This window comes from Arthrobacter sp. NicSoilB8, from assembly GCF_019977355.1.
Lineage (GTDB): Bacteria > Actinomycetota > Actinomycetes > Actinomycetales > Micrococcaceae > Arthrobacter.
Genome location: NZ_AP024655.1, coordinates 3,081,358 through 3,099,757 on the forward strand (window position 1 = coordinate 3,081,358; position 18,400 = coordinate 3,099,757).

At 68.4% G+C, this 18,400-nt stretch carries 13 protein-coding genes, 1 pseudogene and 1 riboswitch; of the genes and pseudogenes, 4 read left to right on the top strand and 10 right to left on the bottom strand.

Annotation, left to right across the window (positions count from 1 at the left end; genetic code table 11):
• Position 1: 1 nt before the first annotated feature.
• From rpsP to LDO15_RS13935, 4 genes are all read right to left on the bottom strand, one after another.
• Entirely contained in the window at positions 2–427 is a 426-nt protein-coding gene (gene rpsP / locus LDO15_RS13920; protein ID WP_026266438.1) for a 30S ribosomal protein S16, read from the bottom strand.
• 263 nt (positions 428–690) lie between these two features.
• Positions 691–1,128, bottom strand: a complete 438-nt coding sequence (locus LDO15_RS13925) for a hypothetical protein (protein ID WP_223979572.1) — start codon at positions 1,126–1,128, stop codon at positions 691–693.
• A 763-nt stretch (positions 1,129–1,891) separates the two neighbouring features.
• Complete coding sequence (locus tag LDO15_RS13930) at positions 1,892–2,767, bottom strand: VOC family protein (RefSeq protein WP_223979574.1); 876 nt, start codon at positions 2,765–2,767, stop codon at positions 1,892–1,894.
• Between the two features lie 81 nt (positions 2,768–2,848).
• Positions 2,849–3,931 (bottom strand): amidohydrolase family protein, encoded by a 1,083-nt coding sequence (locus LDO15_RS13935; RefSeq protein ID WP_223979576.1) that lies wholly within the window; start codon positions 3,929–3,931, stop codon positions 2,849–2,851.
• Positions 3,932–4,009: 78 nt separating this feature from the next.
• A riboswitch (TPP riboswitch) is annotated at positions 4,010–4,117 on the top strand.
• Here LDO15_RS13935 and thiC point away from each other — a divergent pair.
• On the top strand, positions 4,113–5,963 hold the full coding sequence (thiC, locus tag LDO15_RS13940) for a phosphomethylpyrimidine synthase ThiC (protein WP_276572923.1): 1,851 nt from the start codon (positions 4,113–4,115) through the stop codon (positions 5,961–5,963). (Overlaps the previous riboswitch by 5 nt.)
• Here thiC and LDO15_RS13945 read toward each other — a convergent pair.
• Together LDO15_RS13945 and ffh are read right to left on the bottom strand one after the other, a co-directional pair.
• Positions 5,960–6,694 (bottom strand): alpha/beta hydrolase, encoded by a 735-nt coding sequence (locus LDO15_RS13945; RefSeq protein ID WP_223979578.1) that lies wholly within the window; start codon positions 6,692–6,694, stop codon positions 5,960–5,962. The two genes, thiC and LDO15_RS13945, sit on opposite strands and share 4 nt — an antisense overlap.
• 72 nt (positions 6,695–6,766) lie before the next feature.
• Positions 6,767–8,353 carry a signal recognition particle protein gene (ffh, locus tag LDO15_RS13950; protein WP_223979580.1) on the bottom strand — a complete coding sequence of 529 codons (1,587 nt, stop codon included), beginning with the start codon at positions 8,351–8,353 and terminating at the stop codon, positions 6,767–6,769.
• A gap of 152 nt (positions 8,354–8,505) precedes the next feature.
• On the opposite strand from ffh, the gene LDO15_RS13955 reads away from it, so the two are divergent.
• Positions 8,506–9,894, top strand: coding sequence for a glucose-6-phosphate dehydrogenase (locus LDO15_RS13955; protein WP_223979581.1), 1,389 nt, complete (start codon positions 8,506–8,508; stop codon positions 9,892–9,894).
• 142 nt (positions 9,895–10,036) lie between these two features.
• Here LDO15_RS13955 and LDO15_RS13960 read toward each other — a convergent pair whose 3' ends face one another.
• Positions 10,037–10,375: a P-II family nitrogen regulator gene (locus LDO15_RS13960; RefSeq protein ID WP_028276847.1), complete on the bottom strand. Its 339-nt coding sequence runs from the start codon at positions 10,373–10,375 to the stop codon at positions 10,037–10,039.
• Positions 10,372–11,736, bottom strand: a complete 1,365-nt coding sequence (locus LDO15_RS13965; protein WP_223979582.1) for an ammonium transporter — start codon at positions 11,734–11,736, stop codon at positions 10,372–10,374. The genes LDO15_RS13960 and LDO15_RS13965 overlap by 4 nt, the downstream gene beginning before the upstream one ends.
• Before the next feature lie 250 nt (positions 11,737–11,986).
• On the opposite strand from LDO15_RS13965, the gene LDO15_RS13970 reads away from it, so the two are divergent.
• Entirely contained in the window at positions 11,987–13,237 is a 1,251-nt protein-coding gene (locus tag LDO15_RS13970; RefSeq protein WP_223979583.1) for an MFS transporter, read from the top strand.
• A gap of 124 nt (positions 13,238–13,361) precedes the next feature.
• Complete coding sequence (locus tag LDO15_RS13975) at positions 13,362–15,077, top strand: hypothetical protein (protein WP_223979584.1); 1,716 nt, start codon at positions 13,362–13,364, stop codon at positions 15,075–15,077.
• A 67-nt stretch (positions 15,078–15,144) separates the two neighbouring features.
• Here LDO15_RS13975 and ftsY read toward each other — a convergent pair whose 3' ends face one another.
• Both ftsY and LDO15_RS13985 read right to left on the bottom strand, forming a co-directional pair.
• Complete coding sequence (gene ftsY, locus LDO15_RS13980) at positions 15,145–16,353, bottom strand: signal recognition particle-docking protein FtsY (protein WP_223979585.1); 1,209 nt, start codon at positions 16,351–16,353, stop codon at positions 15,145–15,147.
• Positions 16,354–16,630: 277 nt separating this feature from the next.
• Positions 16,631–18,333 (bottom strand): annotated as a pseudogene (locus LDO15_RS13985) (DUF222 domain-containing protein).
• Positions 18,334–18,400 lie beyond the last annotated feature (67 nt).

Consider the following 18,400-nt stretch of genomic DNA (forward strand, 5'->3'; position numbering starts at 1 on the left):
TTTACTCAGCCTCGGTGGTCTCTGCTTCGGCGGCGTCGGCGGGGGCCTCGGCAGCTTCGTCCTTCTTAGCCTTCTTGGTGATGGCTTCCGGGATGATCACGGAACCCTTTTCCGGGGTAACGAAGGCAGCCTTGGGAGCCTTGGTCTTCAAGGTTCCCTCCTGGCCGGGGAGACCCTTGAACTTCTGCCAGTCACCGGTGATCTTGAGGATCGCGGCAACCTGCTCGGACGGCTGTGCGCCGACGCCGAGCCAGTACTGGGCACGGTCCGTGTCGACCTCGATGTACGAGGGCTCTTCGGTCGGGTGGTACTTGCCGATCTCTTCGATGGCACGGCCATCACGCTTGGAGCGTGAGTCCATGACGACGATGCGGTAGTACGGTGCGCGCATCTTGCCAAAGCGCTTAAGGCGAATCTTTACGGCCACTTTTGTGGTCACTCCTGTTTCTGAAACGGGGTCGAGCCCGGCGTTCTGCACCCGTGGGGCGGGCCATACTAGGGGGTTCTAAAGGACAAGATCCGGACGCGGAGAGAGGGGCCACGCAGATCGAGTACCTGTTCATTGTGCCAGATCACCGGCGGGATTTCGACTTGACACGGCCCCGGCGCCGAGGGCGCAGCCCGGGAACGGCGATCCGGGTCCGTTGCGGCGCCCGGGCAGGGCACCCCAGAACACCCGGGCAGGCCGGCTCAGGAGGTCCAGACGTAGAGCCCGGACCTGGTGGCGGGGTCCACCGCGGCGGCGAGCTCCGCGATCCGGCGGACGTAGGCCCGGGCCTCGTCGGGACCGAAGGGCATGTCCTCCTCGGCGGCCCAGTTGACTGCGACGTCCTCGAGGACGTCGCCCTCGCCTTCGGTTTCGTAGCTGAGCAGTTCCGCCAGAGTGCGGACCATCGCGGCGGGGACGCCGAGCAGCGAATCGCTGGCCACGTCCACCATTGCCAGCTCGTAGTCCGCGCCCGGGGCGTGCACTGCCACTCCGGCGAGGTCGCCGAGCCGTTCCACCTCGAAGTCGCTGATATCCGGGATGCGGACGGCGCCGGGGGCGGCCGGGCCGCCGCTCTCGAGGGCGCCGGCGCGCTTGAGGGCGTCTTCGTGGGTGGACACAAAGATTTCGGTGAATCCCATGCAGCTAGTCCTTTAGGGTTCGGCGGCACGTGGACCGCTGGTTTTGGCGTCGCTTCAGCCTAGCGTGCCTTGAGCGCCCGGACTGGACATGCCCTCCGCCGGCCGCGGCCACTGGACATAAAGGCACTATGTCCAACGCTGGCGGCGACAAAGGGACATGCACCGCGGTCCTGTCAGCCACAGGGGGACATGTCCACTTCCAGCCCGGCCATCCCGCGCCGCCCGCGGACATGCCCTCCCCTGGCCTCGGCCACTGGACATAAAGCCTCTATACCCATTGGTGGCCCCCAAGAATGGACATGCACCGCGGCCCTGTCAGCCACGAAAGGACATGTCCACTTCCAGCCCGGCCATCCCGCGCCGCCCGCGGACATGCCCTCCCGTGGCCTCGGCCACTGGACATAAAGCCTCTATACCCATTGGTGGCCGCCAAGAATGGACATGCACCGCGGTCTGTCAGCCACGAAAGGACATGTCCACTTCCAGCCCGGCCATCCCGCGCCGTCTCCCGCGGACATGCCCTCCCGTGGCCGCGCCCGCTGGACATAAAGGCACTATGTCCAACTAGAGGCCATGTCCAACGCTGGCCGCCCCAAAGGGACATGCACCGCGGCCCTGTCAGCCACGAAAGGACATGTCCACTTCCAGCCCGGCCATCCCGCGCCGCCCGCGGACATGCCCTCCCCTGGCCTCGGCCACTGGACATAAAGGCACTATGTCCATCGCTGGGCGGCCGCGCTGGGCATGTCCCTGAAGGCTGGGGCTAGCGCACGGCGACGCGGATCCGGTTGCGCCACGGGTCCTCGAAGCGCAGCTCGGCGCCGGTGTGGTGCGCGGCGACGCCGGCGACCTTCAGGCGGTCGGCCAGGGCTCCGACGTCGTCACCGGACGGCACTTCAATGAGCACCTCGCCCAGGCCCAGCGTGTCGCGGCGGGGGCCGGCGCCGCGACTGTTCCACACATTCATGGCCATGTGGTGGTGGTAGCCGCCGGCGGAGACGAACAGCGCCTGGCCGTGCCAGCCCGCGGTCTTCTCGAAGCCGAGTGTGCCGACGTAAAACTCCTGCGCGGACTGGACGTCGCCCACCTGCAGGTGGACGTGGCCGACGCCGGCGGCAGCGTCGCGCTGGCCGGTCACGGATTCTTCGGTCAGGAATTGCTGCAGGTAGCGCTGCGGCGGCAGCGCCAGGCTGTCCATCACGACGTTCTTGCCCTCCCAGGACCACGCCTCCCGCGGCCGGTCCCAGTACAGCTCGATGCCATTGCCCTCGGGGTCGTTAAAGTAGAAGGCCTCGCTGACGAGGTGGTCCGCGCTCCCGGTGAAGGACTGGGGTTCATACTGGGCCGCGGTGGCAACCGTGGCCGCGAGGGAGTGCTGGTCCTCGAAAAGGAGTGCGGTGTGGAAGAGGCCGGCCTCACCGCGGGACGGAAGGTTCAAGCCGGGGGCGGGGGCGAGGTGCACCAGCGGCTTCTGCCGGCGGCCCAGATAGAGCCCGCCGTCCTGTTCGGCCACAGTCTCCAGGCCGAGGGCGCGCTGGTAGTAATCGGTCATGAGCTTCATGTCGCCGACCTTGAGCATCACCGTGCCCATGGTGAGTTCGGCAGGAAGGAGATCCTGGGTGCTGGTTTCTGCGGTCATTGAAACGCTCCGGGGTTCTGTGGCCACCGGCTTTCGGTGACTCTGCATACTCATTAAATTACTTGAAGCTTCAATTTATTCCTAACGGACGAGCCTGCCCCGCAGCACGATGTGCCGCAGCTCCGCGAGGGTGTCCAGGGTCTGCCTGGGATCCGCGGCGCACACCAGGACGTCGGCACCGGCTCCCTCGGTGATGCCGTCCGTCCCGAGCCACGTTCGCGCAGACCAGCTGGCGGCGTCGAGGGCGGCCGAAGCGGTCAGACCGGCCGCGTGCAGGGCCCGGACCTCGTCCACAATCCGGCCGTGCCTGATCACGCTGCCGGCGTCCGTGCCGGCATAGATGGACACCCCGGACTCGTGGGCCTCGAGGATCCGCTCCGCCCTCCGCTCCCACAGCGAGCGCATGTGGGCCGCATAGCGGGGGAATTTGGCCTGCGCCTGGGCGGCGATGTCCGGGAACGTGGCGATGTTGATCAGTGTGGGAACGATTGGAACGCCCTGCCCGGCGAAACGCGGGAGATGCCGCGGCAGCAGCCCGGTGGCGTGCTCGATGCAGTCGATCCCGGCGTCGAGCATGTCATCCAGGGTGTCTTCGGCGAAGCAGTGCGCGGTGACGCGGGCCCCCTCATCGTGGGCGGCCTGCACGGCGTCCTTGAGTGTCCCGGCGGGAAAGCTGGCGGCGAGGTCGCCGGCGTCGCGATCGATCCAGTCCCCCACGAGCTTGACCCAGCCGTCGCCGGCCAGGGCCTGCTTCCGCACGGCTTCGACGAGATCCCCCGGCTCCACCTCGACGGCGAAGCCCCGCAGGTAGCGCCGGGTCCTGGCGATGTGCCGTCCGGCGCGGATGATCCGGGGAAGGTCCGCGCGCCGCTGGAGCCAGCGGGTGTCGTGGACGGCGCCGGCGTCGCGGACCAGGAGCGTCCCGGCGTCGCGGTCTGCCAGGGCCTGGGCTTCCGCGGTGTCCTCGGAGACGTCCCCGCCCGGGCCGAGCCCGATGTGGCAGTGCGCGTCGACCAGTCCCGGGATGACCCAGCCGTCCAGGACCAGGTCCGGCGCCGCGGCAGGCCGGCGGAACGTCAGCCTGCCGTCCACCGACCAGAGCCCGCGGCGTTCCTGATCAGCCGCGGTGAGGACGGGGCCGCTGAACTCGATGATGCCGGTCATGGCATCAAGCCTAATCCCCCGGCAATCCATGCGCCGCGTCACACTGGACCGCCATCCGGCGGCACGTGGTAGCTTCATCTACGACCACACGGGTGCCCCTGCAGGGGCTGAGATCGGGCTGACGCGGCCTGCGACCGTTGAACCTGTCCGGGTAATGCCGGCGAAGGAAGTGAGTAATCCTTTGAGCACCACAGAAACACAGCACAGCCCTGTCCACAGCCAGCCTGTCTCAAAGCGGCCCGCCCTCAACGAGTCTGCGGCCACCACGCAGTCGCTGAAGTCCCACTCCCTGGCTTTCACCACGGACGCGGACCACGGCATCCGCGTCCCGGTGACCGAGATTGCCCTGGAACCGTCTCCGGGCGGCGTCGAAAACCCGCCGTTCCGGGTCTACCGCACGGCGGGCCCGGGCAGCGATCCGGTCCTCGGGCTGGAGCCGTTCCGGGCCCCCTGGATTGAGGCGCGGGCGGACACCGAGCCCTACGCCGGCCGGGAGCGGGAGCTGCTCGACGACGGCAAGTCGGCCGTGCGCCGGGGCGCGGCGTCGGCCGAGTGGCGGGGCGGGCGCCCGGTGCCGCGACGCGCCGTCGAGGGCAAGACCGTCACGCAGATGCGCTATGCCCGTGACGGGGTGATCACCCAGGAAATGCGGTTCGTCGCGCTGCGCGAGAACTGCGATGCGGAGCTCGTGCGCAGCGAGGTGGCGGCCGGCCGGGCGATCATTCCCAACAACGTCAACCACCCCGAATCCGAGCCGATGATCATCGGCAAGGCGTTCCTGGTGAAAATCAACGCCAACATCGGCAACTCCGCCGTGACCAGCTCCATCGCCGAGGAAGTCGACAAACTCCAGTGGGCCACCCAGTGGGGCGCGGACACCGTGATGGACCTCTCCACCGGCGATGACATCCACACGACCCGCGAATGGATCATCCGCAACTCCCCCGTCCCGATCGGCACGGTCCCGATCTACCAGGCGCTGGAAAAGGTCAACGGTGAGGCGAACGCCCTGACCTGGGAGATCTTCCGGGACACCGTGATCGAACAGTGCGAGCAGGGCGTGGACTACATGACCATCCACGCCGGGGTACTGCTGCGGTACGTGCCCCTGACGGCCAACCGGGTCACCGGCATCGTCTCCCGCGGCGGTTCCATCATGGCCGGCTGGTGCCTGGCTCACCACCAGGAGAACTTCCTCTACACCCACTTCGATGAGCTCTGCGAAATCTTCGCGAAGTACGATGTCGCGTTCTCCCTCGGTGACGGGCTGCGGCCCGGAGCGACGGCGGACGCCAACGACGCGGCGCAGTTTGCCGAGCTGGACACCCTGGCCGAGCTCACCCAGCGGGCCTGGGAGTTCGATGTGCAGGTCATGGTGGAGGGCCCGGGACACGTGCCCTTCCACCTCGTCCGGGAGAACGTGGAGCGCCAGCAGGAACTCTGCAAGGGGGCCCCGTTCTATACGCTCGGGCCGCTGGTCACGGACATCGCACCGGGCTATGACCACATCACCTCGGCGATCGGCGCCACCGAGATTGCCCGCTACGGCACTGCCATGCTCTGTTACGTCACGCCCAAGGAACACCTCGGGCTGCCGAACAAGGATGACGTGAAGACCGGCGTGATCACGTACAAGATCGCGGCCCACGCCGCCGACCTCGCCAAGGGCCACCCCGGCGCCCACGAACGCGACGACGCCCTGTCCAAGGCACGGTTTGAGTTCCGCTGGCGGGACCAGTTCGCGTTGTCCCTGGACCCGGTGACCGCCGAGGCGTTCCACGATGAGACGCTCCCCGCGGAGCCGGCCAAGACGGCCCACTTCTGCTCGATGTGCGGGCCGAAGTTCTGCTCGATGCGGATCAGCCAGGACATCCGGGATGAGTACGGTTCAGCAGACTCGCAGGCGGCCCTGGCGCAGATGGCGGCCGGAATGCGGGAAAAGAGCAGCGAGTTCCTGGCGGCCGGCGGCAAGGTCTACCTGCCGGAGCCCTCCGTGGGAGAACCTGCCGCAGGCGGAAGTGCCCGCTCCTAGGACGCCCGTGCGTGCTGGAGCCGGCTGACCTCGGCGATGAACGAGCGGATGGCCCGGTCCCCGTCGGGTGAATCCTGGGGCCGGTGCCCTCCCGCCGCAGTGCGGTGCAGGGCGCCGGTCTCGCGCAGGTAGCCGGCGATTTCCTCGTACAGCGGTTCCCAGCCGCCGGTCAGGACCAGCGTCGGCACGCCCGGCACGATCTGCAGCGGGGCCTCCCACGGCGGGGCCTGCAGGCGGAGCCGGCGCGCCGCGCGGAGGGCCTCCGGCGTGGTGGCCCCCGGGGCGTCGGCCGAGAACGCCCGGCGGATGAACTCGCGCTGGAAGTCGTCGTCGCTGAGGTTGTGCCGGACGTCAAAGAGCGGCTGCATGAGGGCCCGGTGCGCGGCGGTAGCCGGGAGCTCCGCTGTCAGGGACAGGCAGGCCGGTTCCACGAGGGTCAGGGACTGGACCAGGTCGGGACGCTCGACGGCGGCCATCATCGCGGCGATGGCGCCCTGCGAATGGGCCACCACATGGCCGCCGGCCTCGCCGCGGCCGTCATCTGCCAGCGATGCGAGCACGATTGCGGCGTCGGCGGCGAAGTTGGTTGCGAGCGGTTCCGCGACAGCATCGAAGCCGTGCCGCCGCAGGAACAGCGCATCGTATTCAAGCGCCATCCCGTGCTGCCGGGGCCACGCGGCGGCGCCGAAACTGCCATCCCCATGGACGAAGACTACGCGCTGCTTGAACATGGTCTAACCCTATGGCACGTCGGTGCTGATGCCGCCGGGCGACACAGTTCCGGCGGCCCCCAGCAGCTGTGGCTACTTGCTGCCGCCGAGGAACTTGTCGAAGCCCTTGGGCAGGTTCAGCTGGGACGGATCGAAGTCGCCGCCCTGCTGGCCGAACGACGCTCCGGTGGGCAGGGCCTTGGCGCCGGACGCACGCCGCGCCTCGGCGTCGCGCAGTTCCTGTGCCGCCTTGGCCGGGTTGCCGGAGCGGGCCTTCTTCTTGGGTGCGGCCTTGGCTCCCTTGCGGGGCCCGCCGCCGCCCATGCCGGGCATCCCCGGCATGCCGGGCATGCCGCCGCCTGCGGCCATCTTCTTCATCATCTTCTGGGCCTGGGCAAAGCGCTCCAGCAGACCGTTGACCTCGGAGACGTGCACGCCGGAACCGCGGGCGATGCGGGCGCGGCGGGAGCCGTTGATGATCTTCGGCGCGACGCGCTCGTGCGGGGTCATGGACCGGACAATGGCCTCGACGCGGTCGATCTCGCGCTCGTCAAACTGCTCGAGCTGCTGGCGGATGTTCTGCGCGCCGGGCATCATCATGAGCATTTTCTTCATGGAGCCCATGTTGCGGATCTGCTGCATCTGGGCGAGGAAGTCGTCCAGGGTGAAGTCTTCCTGGTCGGCGAACTTCTTCGCCATCCGGGCGGCTTCGTCCTTGTCCCAGGACTTCTCGGCCTGTTCGATCAGGGTCAGGACGTCACCCATGTCGAGGATGCGCGAGGCCATGCGGTCCGGGTGGAAGAGCTCGAAGTCGTCCAGGCCCTCACCGGTGGACGCGAACATGACCGGCTTGCCGGTCACCGATGTGACAGAAAGCGCGGCACCGCCGCGGGCGTCGCCGTCGAGCTTGGAGAGCACGATGCCGGTGAAGTTGACGCCCTCGTCGAACGCCATGGCGGTGTTGACGGCGTCCTGCCCGATCATGGAGTCGATCACGTACAGGACTTCGTTGGGGACGATCGCCCGGCGGATCTGGCGCGCCTGCTCCATCATGTCGGCGTCGATGCCGAGACGGCCGGCGGTGTCCACGATCACGACGTCGTGGAGGGTGCGCTTGGCTTCCTCGACACCGGCACGGGCGACCTCGACAGGGTCACCGGCCGGGCGGTCGAGTTCGGTGGAGGTGGCGCCCGGGTGCGGGGCGAACACGGGTACGCCGGCGCGCTGCCCGACCACCTGCAGCTGGGTGACGGCGTTGGGGCGCTGGAGGTCGCAGGCCACGAGCATGGGGCTGTGGCCCTGGGCCTTGAGCCACTTGGACAGCTTGCCGGCCAGGGTGGTCTTACCGGCGCCCTGGAGGCCGGCCAGCATGATGATCGTGGGGCCAGTCTTGGCCAGGCGGATCCTGCGGGTCTCGCCGCCGAGGATCTCGACGAGTTCCTCGTTGACGATCTTCACGATCTGCTGGCTCGGGTTCAGCGCGCCGGAGACCTCGGCGCCGAGGGCACGCTCGCGCACCCGGCCGGTGAACTCCCGGACCACGGGCACGGCGACGTCGGCGTCCAGGAGGGCACGCCGGATTTCGCGGACTGTGGCGTCAACGTCCGCCTCGGTCAGGCGGCCCTTGCCACGAAGATTCTTGAAGGTTGCTGTCAACCGGTCAGAGAGTGAATTGAACACGCGCCGTGCACTTCTTTCAGTGGATCTACAGGTGGCGGCCGGTCCGGCTCGCCAGCGTCGTGACTGGTGTTCGCCTGAACGAACCGCCTCGACAACGGGACTCGACTATCTAGGGTACCAAGATGCGCCTTCAAGATGGCATGCTGGCGTAGGTGACCAGCCAAACAACTGTAAAAACCCTACTGATCCTCGGCGCCTCGGGCGACCTCACCGGCAGGCTCCTGCTGCCCGGGCTGGCCCGCCTGGTGGGCCGGGGCCGCGCCGATGGCCTCACCCTGGCCGGCGCGGGATCGGACCCCTGGACGCCGGAGCAGTGGTCGGACCGGATCGAGGAGTCCTTCGCGGACGAAAACTCCCAGGCCGACGTCTACGGCAAGCATGAGCTGAAGCGGATCCGCCAGGACAGCGCCTACCACCAGCTCGATGTCACGGCCGAGGGGCAGCTCGCCGGGCTGCTGGCGCAGCTGGAGGGCCCCGTGGCCGTCTACTTCGCCCTTCCGCCGCATGTGAGCCAGCTGGCGTGCGAGGCGCTGGCACCGGAGGACGTGCCCGCCGGGACCCGGCTGGTGATGGAGAAGCCGTTCGGCTCGGACGAGGAGTCCGCGCGGCACCTGAACAGGACGCTGGCGTCGCTGGTCCCGGAGGACCACATCCACCGGGTGGACCACTTCCTGGGCAAGGCGACGGTGCTGAACATCCTGGGCCTGCGCTTCGCGAACGCTTTCCTCGAACCCGTCTGGAACCGCGCGACCATCGAAAAAGTGGAGATCATCTTCGACGAGGATCTCGCCCTGGAGGGTCGCGCCCGTTATTACGACGGCGCCGGCGCCCTCCGCGACATGATCCAGAGCCACCTGCTCCAGATCATGGCCCTCCTGGCGATCGAGCCGCCGGCATCCCTGGACGAGCGGGACCTGCGTGATGCGGTGGCCACGGTGCTGCGTGCCAGCAGCATCAAGGCGCCCTACGCCAAGAGCACCCGCCGCGCCCGGTACACCGCTGGCACCATCGACGGCCGCAAGATCCCCGACTACGTCAAAGAGAGCGGGGTGGATCCTGCCAGGAACACGGAGACCCTGGCCGAGGTCGAGGTGCAGATCGACAACTGGCGCTGGGCGGGCGTGCCGTTCATCCTGCGCTCGGGCAAGGCCCTCGGCGGAAAGCGCAAGGAAGCCGTGGTCACGTTCCGGCCGGTGCCGCACCTGCCCAAGGGATTCACGGGGGTGGACTCCCCCAACCAGCTCAGGATCGGGTTCGGACCGGACACGCTGCAGTTCGACGTCGACGTCAACGGTCCGGGCGATGTTCTGCGCCTGGACCGGGCCATGCTGCAGGCCGAGCTGAGCGCCTCCGAGCTCCTGCCGTACGGCGAAGTCCTGGAAGGGGTCCTCACGGGCGATCCCCTGTTGTCAGTGCGTGCCGATACAGCCGAGGACTGCTGGCGCATCCTGGCGCCGGTGCTGAAGTCCTGGGCCGCCGGACATGTTCCGCTGGAGGACTATCCTGCCGGGACGTCCGGCCCGGAGGACTGGCCGGCGTAGGCGCCGGGCTGAGCAGGAACGACTGAGCGCGAACGACACAGCGGGCCGGATGCCTTTTCAGGTATCCGGCCCGCTGTGTTGGCCCCGCTGTGTTGGTCCCGCTGTGCCCGGCTCCCGTTCCGGGGCCGGAGCGGGGAGCCCGCTAGATCGCTGCCGAGCCGCGCTCTCCGGTGCGGACCCTGACAGCCTCGAACACATCCATCGTCCAGACCTTGCCGTCGCCGGCCCGGCCGGTGTTCGAACTGGCGATGATGACATCGAGGATGTCGTCCGCCTGTTCGTCGGTGGCCAGTACTTCTACCCGGATCTTGGGCAGGAGGTCCACGTTGTATTCGGCCCCGCGGTACACCTCGGTGTAACCGCGCTGCCGGCCGTAGCCGCTGGCCGCGCTGACCGTGAGGCCCTGCACACCGTAGGCTTCCAGGCCTTCGCGAATAGCCTCAAGCTTTTCCGGACGGACGATTGCCGTGATCAGTTTCATGCCCCCACACTTTCCTTACCCGTTGCGTTCGTCTTGCCGTTGGACGTTGGGTCCACCGGAGCTGCGGAGACTGTTTCCTCCTGCGGCTTGCCGGTGATCAGTTCGTGCAGCGGCTGGAAGCTGCCGCCGTGGCCGCCGACGCCGAACTCGTACGCCGTCTCGGCGTGCAGGCTCAGGTCCACGCCGACTACCTCCTGTTCCTGGGAGACCCGGAAGCCCATGAGCTTGTGGATCGGGAAGGCGATGACGAAGGTCATCACTGCGGTGAAGGCGATCGCGATCAGGGCCGCGAGGGTCTGGGCGACCAGCTGCGTGGTGCCGCCGCCGTAGAACAGGCCCGCGGTGCCCTGGGTCGGGGTGGCGAGGAAGCCGATTGCCACGGTGCCGACAACACCGGAGACGAGGTGGACGCCGACGACGTCGAGCGAGTCGTCGTAGCCGAACTTGAACTTCAGGCCGACGGCGAGGGCGGAAGCCACACCGGCCACGACGCCGAGGGCGATCGCGCCGAGCGGGGAGACGTTGGCGCAGGCCGGGGTGATGGCGACGAGACCTGCCACCACACCGGAGGCTGCACCGAGGGACGTCGGGTGACCGTCGCGGAAGCGTTCCACGGCGAGCCAGCCGAGCATGGCGGCGGCCGGGGCGGCCAGGGTGTTGATCCAGATCAGGCCGGCCTGTTCAACGGTCGCAGCAGCGCCGGCGTTGAAGCCGAACCAGCCGAACCACAGGATGGCGGCACCGAGCATGACGAACGGAATGTTGTGCGGGCGGTGGTTCGGGTCCTTGCCGAAGCCCTTGCGGTTGCCGATGATCAGAACCAGGATCAGGCCCGCGACGCCGGCGTTGATGTGGACCACGGTGCCGCCGGCGAAGTCGATGACCGGCGCGAACGTCTGGCCGAACCAGCCATCAGCAGAGAAGAGGCCGCCGCCCCAGACCATGAAGGCCAGCGGCGCGTAGACCAGGGTGGCCCAGATGGGGGTGAAGACAACCCACGCGGAGAACTTGGCGCGGTCGGCGACCGCGCCGGAGATCAGGGCCACCGTGATGATGGCGAAGGTGGCTGCGTAGCCGACCTTGAGCAGATCAGCAGGTTCGGTGAAGCCGTGGAGGCCGAAGTGGCTGAAAGGGTTCGCGAAGATCTGGAAGAAGTTGTCCTCGTTGCTCGTAGCCATCGAAGCGCCCCACAGGACCCACATGATGCCAACGGTTCCAATGGCGACGAAGCTCATCATCATCATGTTCAAAGCCGACTTGGCGCGAGTCATGCCGCCGTAGAAGAATGCCAGGCCCGGGGTCATGAACAGCACTAGCGCTGCGGCGACCAGGAGCCAAACGAGACCTGCGGTGAGTTCCATGGTCTACGTCCTCTCTTGCTATTAGGTGCGGAGTAGTCCGCCGGTCCCAACGCATTATTTGCGTTCTAGTAAAGAGTTTCGCGGGGCTGTGTTTCGCTGGCGGAGGATTTACATTGCCGGGTTGTTACAAGAACCTCCCTGACGTAAATGGTGCATCTCACACTTGTTACGGTTATGTTTCATCGGCTTAATCTCGCGCTTGAGCGCCGGCAGCCCGCCGGCCCCGATTCGACCCAAGGACGACCGCACTATGAGCAACACCTCCCGCCCCGCCGGCGAAGCAGCCCCCAAGGTGCCCGCCCGGGCGCCGGGGCGTCCGCGCCTGCCCCGGGATATCAAGGTGATGCTGGTCGCGGCCTTCCTGATCGCCATCGGTTTTGGCCTCGTCGCACCGGTGTTGCCCCAGTTCGCGACCACATTCGACGTCGGCGCGACGGCGGCAGCGGTGATCGTGAGCATCTTCGCTTTCATGCGGCTCGTCTTCGCCCCGGCCGGCGGCGCCCTGATCGTGAAGCTGGGCGAGCGGCCCGTGTACGTTGCCGGGCTGCTGATCGTGGCGGCGTCGACGGCGGCCTGCGCCTTCGCCCAGGACTACTGGCAGCTGCTGATTTTCCGCGGCCTGGGCGGTGCGGGCTCGGTGATGTTCACCGTGGCGTCCATGGCGCTCGTGGTCCGGCTCGCGCCGCCGGAAAGCCGGGGCCGGGTTTCCGGTGCCTACGCCTCGGCCTTCCTGATCGGCAACGTCTGCGGCCCGATCGTCGGCGGCCTGCTCGCCGGCTTCGGGCTGAGGGTTCCGTTCCTGGCGTACGCGGCGGCCCTGCTGCTGGCCGCCCTCGTGGTGCAGACCCAGCTCAGCCACGTCCCGGCCGCCTCGCGGCAGTCCGGCGCCACGGCTCCGGCGATGGAACTGCGCGACGCGCTGCGGGACAGCGCGTACCGGGCCGGCCTGTTTTCGAGTTTCGCCAATGGCTGGGCCACGTTCGGGGTGAGGATGGCCACAGTGCCGCTGTTCGCCGTCGTGGCGCTCGGCGCCGGTCCGGAATCCGCGGGCTGGGCACTGGCCGTGTTTGCGGGCGGGAACGCGGTGGCACTGACGTTTTCCGGCCGCATGGCGGACAGCCTGGGCCGAAAACCCCTCCTGCTGGCCGGGCTGCTGGTCACCGGCACGGCCACGGCGGCGATCGGGTTCACGCACCAGCTGCCCTGGTTCCTGCTCGCGTCCGCCTGTGCCGGGATCGGTTCCGGGCTGCTCGGACCGGCCCAGCAGGCTGCCATCGCGGACGTGATCGGCAATGAGCGCTCGGGCGGGCGGGTGCTGGCCGTCTTCCAGATGGCCTCCGACAGCGGCGCGATCGTCGGGCCGGTGGTGGCCGGGCTGCTGGCGGACCGGCTGGGCTACGGCTGGGCCTTCGGGGTCACGGGCGGGATGCTGCTGGCCGCGGCCGCCGCATGGGTGCCGGCCCGCGAAACCTTCGGCCGCGCCGCCGCGAAGGGCGCGTGACCTGCGGCGCTGCCGCCACGGATCACCGCGCTCGGGGCCCTGTTTCGGACCGTCCGGTCAGCGGCGGCGCCCTCCCTTGGCTAAGCTGGGGGCACTTGCCACAATCTTCCGGAGGTAATCCCCCATGGCCAGATTCGACTCTTCCCCCGGGAAAGCCGATAGCCCCGACCCCGCCGATCCCGCGAATGCGGGACAGCCCGCGGGAAAAACCGCGGGAAAAAGCAAGCGCGCACGGATCATTGCCGGCGCCGGAATCGTCGCCGTCGTCGCTGCAACGGCGGTGCTGATTCCGCTCACTTTCGGCAGCCCGACGCCGGCCCCGCCGGCCGCTTCCGAGACCGCCCCGTCGTCGGCACCCGCGCCCACCCCCGCCGAGGTGGGGCCGCCGGTCACCTACTACCAGCAGCCGGGGCCGCCGGCCGGGTCACCGCTGGAAAAAGTTGAACCGCTCAAGGTCGATGTCTCTAACGACCTCGTGGGCACGTCCCTGAACAAGGGCGTGACCGGAATCTCCCTGGAGGCCACGGATCTGGCCGACCCGGACCTCAGCAGCGATAACGCGTCGATGGTCAAGCTCCTGAAGGAGATCGACCAGCCCGTCCTGCGCTTCGGCGGCAACGCCGTGGACCGGCGCTTCTTCTGGACGTCCACCGGCGAGGCGATCCCCGCCGGCTACAAGGGGGACAAGACGCACCCGGTCAAGGCCGTGGGCCCGGCAGACCTGGCCCGGCTCAAGACACTGCTGGAGGCCGGAAACGCCAAAGTCAGCCTCACGGTGGACCTGGGCCACTACGACCCGGCCCGGGCGGCGGACATGGTCAAGTTTGCTTCCCAGACTTTCGGTGACCGGCTGCTCAGCATCACCGTGGGCAACGAGCCCAACGGCTTCGTGTTCAACGATGTCAAGGCCGGCAGCGGCTACAGCCTGGAGCAGTATGTCCGGGAACTGAAGGACTACGCCAACGCGATCTACGCCGTGGCCCCCAACGTGCCGATCTCCGGACCGGGCGCCTATGACCAGAAGTGGTGGCAGCCGTTCGTCGATGCGGACATCCCGCAGAAGAAGATCCTGACGTTCCATAACTACCCGCTCTACAGCTGTGACGGCAGCGATCCCAAGGGCTCGCCCACGATTGCCAACCTGATGAGCCAGCTGATGCACGACCGGGCCGCCGACTACCAGAAGTCCGCCCTCGCAGTCGGCCAGGCCGCGGGCCTGGAGACGTGGCTCCCGGAAACCGGGATCGCGGCATGCCCCGGCTCGAACGAGACCTCCCGCACCCACGCCTCGGCGCTGTGGGCGGCCGATTATTCCCTCAACGCAGCGCAGCTGGGCATTACCCGGATCGGCTTCCACAGCTCGCTGCTCACGTGCAAGGGCGGGCCGCCCCTGTCCGCCATCTGCAGCGCCGGCGCCTACCCGTTCGGTAACGGCCAGATGTCCGGCCGGGCCAACTTCTTCGGCATTTCCATGGTGGCCGAGCTTGAGGCCGGAAAGTTCATGAAACTGAACAGCTCCGGAGGCGGCCTCGCGTTCAGCTACGCGCTGCAGAACGCGGACGGCAGCACCAGCGTGGTGATCGTCAACGAGAACGACCCCGAAAAGGCCGCGCAGACTGACGTCACGCTTAACCTGCCGGGCAGGCCCGTGACCGGGACCATGACCCAGCTCAGCGGGCCCAGCTACAAGGCCGAGGACCAGACCGTCATCGACGGCGCCAAGACCGAGTCCAAGCCCCTCGCCGAGCGCCCCACGGTGCCCGGCTTCGCGTACAAGTCCCAGACGCAGCAGTTCAAGCTGACCGCAGGCACAGTGACGGTCCTGAACTTCAAGTACTAGCCGCTTCAAGGCAATAAAGAATGCCCCGGTCCTTCTGGACCGGGGCATTCTCTTATTGCGGCACCTGTCAGTTAAGCAGCGCGTCCACAAAGGCTTCGGCGTCGAACGGCGCGAGGTCGTCGGCGCCTTCGCCCAGGCCGATCAGCTTGACCGGAACGCCAAGGGACTTCTGGATGGCGACCACGATCCCGCCCTTCGCCGTGCCGTCCAGCTTGGTCAGGACGATCCCGGTGATGTTCACAACCTCCGAGAACACCCGTGCCTGGTTGAGGCCGTTCTGGCCGGTGGTGGCGTCCAGGACCAGCAGCACCTCGTCCACCTCGGCGAGCTTTTCGATGACCCGCTTGACCTTGCTGAGCTCGTCCATCAGGCCCACCTTGTTCTGCAGGCGCCCGGCAGTGTCGATCATGACGACGTCGACTTCCTGGTCGATGCCGGCCTTGACAGCCTCGTAGGCCACCGACGCCGGATCGGCGCCGTCGATGTCCGACTTCACGGTGGGAACGCCCACACGCTGGCCCCACGTGGCCAGCTGCTCCGCGGCGGCGGCGCGGAAGGTGTCGGCGGCGCCCAGCAGCACGTCCTTGTCCTCGGCCACGAGCACGCGGGCGAGCTTGCCCACGGTGGTGGTCTTGCCGACGCCGTTGACGCCAACCACCATCATGACGGCGGGCTTGTCCGCGTGGCGCTGGACGTTCAGGCTGCGGTCCATGGTGGGATCCACGAGCTTGATGAGTTCCTCGCGGAGCAGGGCCTTGACGTGTTCGGGCGAGCGGGTGCCGATCACCTTGACGCGTTCGCGGAGCGCGTCCACCAGCTGCATCGTCGGTTCGGTGCCGAGGTCGGCCAGCAGGAGGGTCTCCTCGACCTCGTCCCAGACGTTTTCGTCGATCTTGTCCGCGGAGAGAAGGGCAAGGAGTCCCTTGCCCAGGATGTTGTTGGACTTGACCAGCCGCTCGCGCAGCCGGGTAAGGCGTCCGGCCACCGGCAGCGGTGTTTCCACCGGCACGGTTTCCAGGCCGGCAGCGTTGTCCGGCACCTCGACTGTTTCGGGTCCTGCGAGCTCGACGGCGTCCGGTGCGGTCCGTTCGGGTGCGGGCGCGGCACGGTCCTCCACAAGGGTTCCGGCTCCCGGGGCCTGCACGGGGTCGTTTGCGTCACGCGTGCCGGGATAGTTCTTGACGTTCTTCCGGGTCTTCATGAGCACCGGGATCAGCGCGCCAAGGACCACCAGGACAGCGAGAATGGGCAGAATAATGGGGAGGATGTCGTTCACTCCCCTAGCTTCTCACAATCCCCAAACGGGCTGTGGCCAGCATTTTCGTTCCGCATGATGCCGTGACGGGCAACAATGCGTCCTCGTCGCGGGCGAGCCGTGGGCTTCGACTCCGAGACCTCCGAAGGCCGCCACACTGTCGAAAGGTCCTTCACTTCGCCAGGCCACAGCGCACCATTGCCACCGCGATGACAAACCCGCCCTGACCTGCCGTGCCGGCGTCTTCCACTACGCGTCGTCCTCTGGCCGCGGCCATAAGGAGCCCCGATCTGGTCGCTCACGCGCTGACGAGCAGGAGGTCTTCCGGGAAGGGGTTGTCGAGGGGCGCCTGCCAGCCCGCGGTGTCTGCTCCGTGCAATGGGTGTGCGGCCGTGAAGTGGTGCCAATCCGGGAAGGGGTCCGCGGGCAGTGGATCGTCCGGGCTTGTATCCGCGGGCAGTCCCGGGTCCAGTCCGGGGTCCGGGAACAGTCCCAGGCCAAAGTCGGGATTCGGGGAAAGTCGCTGCTCCAGGTCCGGTCCGTGATGAGGTTCTGCATCCGGGGGAAGTCCGGGGTCCAGGGGCAGTGTATCGTCCGGGCCGTTGTGCGTGGCCGGGGTGTGGTGTGGCCAGTGGGGTGGTTCCCAGTCCTGGTGTTCGGCGGGGTAGTGCCGTCCCGAGGGGGAGATCCAGCCGGGCGGGCTGGTTTTGCTGGCCCCGACGGGTTGCCAGGCCGAGGAGTGTTTGAGGCGGTGGTGTTTGGGGCAGGGCTGGCCCAGGTTGGCGATGCCGGTGGTGCCGCCGTCGGCCCAGGCCAGCAGGTGGTCCGCGTCGTTGTCCAGGGAGTGGTTGTTACAGCCCGGGAACGTGCAGTGGCTGTCGCGGAGCCGGAGCCAGTGCCGCTGGGCCTTGGTGACCGGTAGCTGCTCCGGCCGATTTCCAGCGGGGCCCCGTCCCGCGGGTCAACCAGGACCCGGTAGAAGGACCCGGCGCCGCCGGCGACGAGGCGTCGGGCCATCGACGGCGGGATCGGCCCGTACCCGTCCAGGACGGCCGGTTCCCCGGTGACGCCGAGCAGCGACAGGACCGGGACGGTGACCAGGACCTGCGCCCGCGGCGACGGCACACCCCCACCCACACACCCGCCGGTATTGACGCCCGCCCCGGCGATACCCGCGCCGGTGCCGGTGGTGGTGCCGGCCGGCCCGCAGTTGGCCATGCCGGCGCCGGTGGTGGTGCCGGTGGTGGTGAGGAGCCAGGTGGCGGTGATGTCGGCGCGGAGCTGGGCCAGGGTGCGGGCCTCGTCCCGGCCCTGGAGGGCGCGGGCGGCCGTGGTGGCCCGGTCCCAGATCCCGGCGGCGGTGTCGGCCGGGAGGTAGGCCGAGAGCCAGGCCATGCCGTCCCGGTCCGGAACGAACTCGACCCGCCGGTCCGCGGCGCTTCGGGCGTGGCGGGCCTCGAGGCTGTCCCGGTGGTGGCGTTCGCGCCAGGTGCGGGCCTTGGCCCGGAACCGGGACGCCGTGAGCTCCCCGGCCGGGCAGCCCCGGGCCGGGTCCGGGGCGACGGGGTCCAGGAAGTGCGCCTCCAGCCCGGCCGCCCCGGCCCGGTCCAGGTTCTGGGTTTCGTCGATAATGACCCGGGCGTGGGCCCAGGAAATCGTCCCGGCGCCCAGCGCGGCCAGGGTCAGCGGCAGCGCCGTGGTCAGGGCGTGGGCCTCGGCGAGCAGGGCCCCCGCGGCGCGTTCGCTCACGGTCAGGACACCCGCGACCTCGGCGACCAGCGCCATTTCCTGCACGGCGTGCTCCCGCGGGGACACCGCCGGGGCCGCCAGGGCCGTGGCCGCCCGCAGATAGTCCGCGGCCAGCCGCACCTTCAACGCCGCGGTCCGGGCCTCCAGCCGCGCCACCCCGGCCAACCCGTCCAGACACCCATCCGCCAGATCCCGCAACGGATCAGAGCCCCGAAACGGATCGGCGTTGTGTAGCGGATCCGCGTCCCGCAAAGGATCAGCGTTGCGCGGGCCGGCGGGCCGGAACAGATCGGCATCGTGCAGTGAATCGGCGTTGCGC